Source organism: Falsiroseomonas oryzae, assembly GCF_027856955.1.
GTDB lineage: Bacteria > Pseudomonadota > Alphaproteobacteria > Acetobacterales > Acetobacteraceae > Falsiroseomonas > Falsiroseomonas oryzae.
Window position 1 is genome coordinate 1 of record NZ_JAPSMD010000575.1, and the last position, 2,768, is coordinate 2,768.

Consider the following 2,768-nt stretch of genomic DNA (forward strand, 5'->3'; position numbering starts at 1 on the left):
CCGCCGCGCCGGCGTCCAGCAGCGCCGCCACCAGCGCGTCGCGCTGGCCATGCGGCCAGTCCCCGCCGGGCGCGATCACCGCGGCGGCATCGCCGCCCCCCCAGCCCGGCGGCACGTTGAGCAGGGCCGGGGCGCCTTCCCCGCGCCGGCCCTGCGCATCGGCCAGCCACACCGCCGCGTATTGCGTGTTCTCCGTGGTGCCGACCGAGGCGGCCTGGGCCGCTCCGATACCGACGACCAGCGCCGCGACCGACAGCAGGCCGGGCAAGCCTTGAAGCCTTCGCATCATCCGATCCTCCGCGCTGCCCCGGCCGTCCTGGCCGGGCGCAGTGCACGATCGGTCTTCCGGGGCGGGGAATCCCGAAGGCGCGGCGAAAAGCCGACGAAATCCTGCGGAGTCGCGCCGGGGCGGCGGCACCCCGGCGCCGCCGCCCCGCCACGACCCCGGTCCGCTGTCTCAGAGGATGAAGTCGCTCGCCGCCAGGTCCCACACGCCGATCACGCTGATCGCCATGTCGGGCGCTGCGTCGCCGTTCACGTCCATGCTCACCACGCTGCCGAGCAGGTTCGTGGTGACCCACAGGTCGCCCGCGCTCTTGAAGAAGGCGCCCGAGCCGGTGAAGGCGAAGGTCTGGTTGCCGGCGACGGTGGCGTTGGCATCCACCTGTCCCAGGTCGATCCGGTCCACGCCCTTCTCGAAGCCGTAGATGAAGTCGCGGCCGGTCGCGAGGCTGTCCGAGGTGGACTGGAAGCAGAAGAAGTCCGCCCCCGCATCGCCGTACAGCCTGTCCGCGCCGCCGCCGCCGTAGATGTTGTCGTTGCCATTCCCGCCGCGGATCAGGTCGTTGCCGGCGCCGCCCTGGATCAGGTCGTTGCCCTCGCCGCCCAGCATGCTGTCGTTGCCGCCGTCGCCGTGCAGGTTGTCGTTGCCGGTGCCGCCGTCGACGGTGTCGTTGCCGTCGCCGCCGGTCACGTAGTCGGCGTCGCCGTCGCCGAAGAGCCGGTCGTTGCCCGCCTCGCCGTGCAGCGAGTCCATTCCGTTGCCGCCGCTCGCGTAGTCGTCGCCAATCCCGCCCTTGAGCTGGTCGGCCCCGTCATTGCCGTGGAGCTGGTCGTTGCCGTCGAGCCCGCTCAGGCTGTCCGCCCCGACGCTGCCGCGCATCACGTTCGCCAACGCGTTGCCGGTGCCCTGCATGTTGGCGCTGCCCTGGAAGGTCAGGTTCTCCACATCGGCGCCGAGCGTGTAGGATTGCAGCCGGCTGATCACGGTGTCGGTGCCAGCCCCCGCGGCCTCGGTCACGACGTCGCCGGCGGAGTCCACCAGGTAGGTGTCGTCGTTGGCGCCGCCGTGCATCGTGTCGGAGCCCGTGCCGCCGTTCAGGTAGTCGTTGCCGGTGCCGCCCTCCAGCCAGTCATTGGCCGCGCCGCCATCGAGCGTGTCGTTGCCTGCGCCGCCATAGAGCCGGTCGAGGTTGATGCCGCCATAGAGCTTGTCGGCGCCTTCGCCGCCGGACAGCGTGTCGTTGCCGTGGTCACCGATCAGGACGTCGTTGCCGTTCTCGCCGTGCAAGCTGTCGGAGCCGACGCCGCCGTTCAGCGTGTCCGCCCCCTCGCCGCCGAGCAGGGTGTCGCGCATGTCGCTGCCGGTGATGTCGTTGCTGGCGGCGTTGCCGTTGACGTGCACGCCGGCCTTGGCCTCGCCGTCGTCGTACTTGCCGTCGGTGGCGTCCCAGCTGTCGGAGAACACGCCCGAGTAATAGACGGCGCGGATCGCCAGGTTCTCGACGTTGGGGGCCATGTTGTAGACGGTGTTGGTCCAGAGGCTGATCTCGACGGTGTCGGTGCCTTCATCCGCGTATTCGACGACGGTGACGTTGCTGTCCTTGCCGTCGATGACGTAGCGGTCGTCGTTCTTGCCGCCATAGAGCGTCCCGTCCGCCTGGTAGAAGTCGAAGACGTCGTTGCCGTCGCCGCCATGGACCGTCGAGTCGCCGCTGTACTTGTCGTCCTCGACGAACAGCCCGGACATGTTCATGGACTGGAAGGTGTCGTTCCCGTCGCCGAGATAGATGAGGTTCGTGCCCTGGCCCGCATGCACGTAGTCGTTGCCCTTGCCCATCTGGACGATCAGGTCGTCCTCATAGGGCTGGCCGTCGAAGTGGTCGTTCGTGTCGCCGAAGGTGATGTTGACAGTGGACATTGCTGGTCTCCCGATCGTGTCGGCCCGGACTGCCCGGTGCCTGCGGGAGACGTTTTCTCAGCGTGTCGTTGCGACCGCATTTTGCGGCGCACACAAACGCGACACGGCGCGTATCAGTTGTTTCCGGCCGCGCGACCTACACGAAGCCCCTGGCCAGCTTCCGCACCGCCGACGACGCAGCGCGCTTGCCATCGCCGGCGTAGTCCTCGTGATACTCCTCGATCTTCGCGGGATCGTAGAGGTAGTTCACCATCATCGCGGCACTCTCGCGCCAGCCCTTCTCGCTCAAGTCGCCGCGCGGGTTCAGCCGTTCCACCCGCGCCCCGTTCGAGAGGTGGAAATGCGCCACAGGGTCGCGCGCCCGCCGGCCGTTGCGCCCGCTCTCGGCCAGCAGGTAGCGCGCGCAGGCCCGCATCAGCACGGGGTCCAGCACCTTCGCCACGGCCTCGTCACGCGCGAGGGAGCGGCGCGCGACCACGCGGGCCAGGGCCTGCAGCGCGCTCTCGCTGCCGGCGCGTGACGGCGCCACCACTGCGCCGTCGGAAGCCGGCGCCGGCAGCGCCAGGTC

At 69.7% G+C, this 2,768-nt stretch carries 3 protein-coding genes; all 3 read right to left on the reverse strand.

What is annotated here, in order from left to right; genetic code table 11:
- Window positions 1–289 (reverse strand): hypothetical protein (locus OZN99_RS29050; protein WP_270938700.1); only part of this gene is annotated, 289 nt, incomplete at its 3' end.
- Window positions 290–457: 168 nt separating this feature from the next.
- Entirely contained in the window at window positions 458–2,200 is a 1,743-nt protein-coding gene (locus OZN99_RS29055) for a calcium-binding protein (RefSeq protein WP_270938701.1), read from the reverse strand.
- A gap of 136 nt (window positions 2,201–2,336) precedes the next feature.
- Window positions 2,337–2,768: malonyl-CoA decarboxylase domain-containing protein (locus tag OZN99_RS29060; RefSeq protein WP_270938702.1), on the reverse strand; the 432-nt coding region annotated here is incomplete at its 5' end.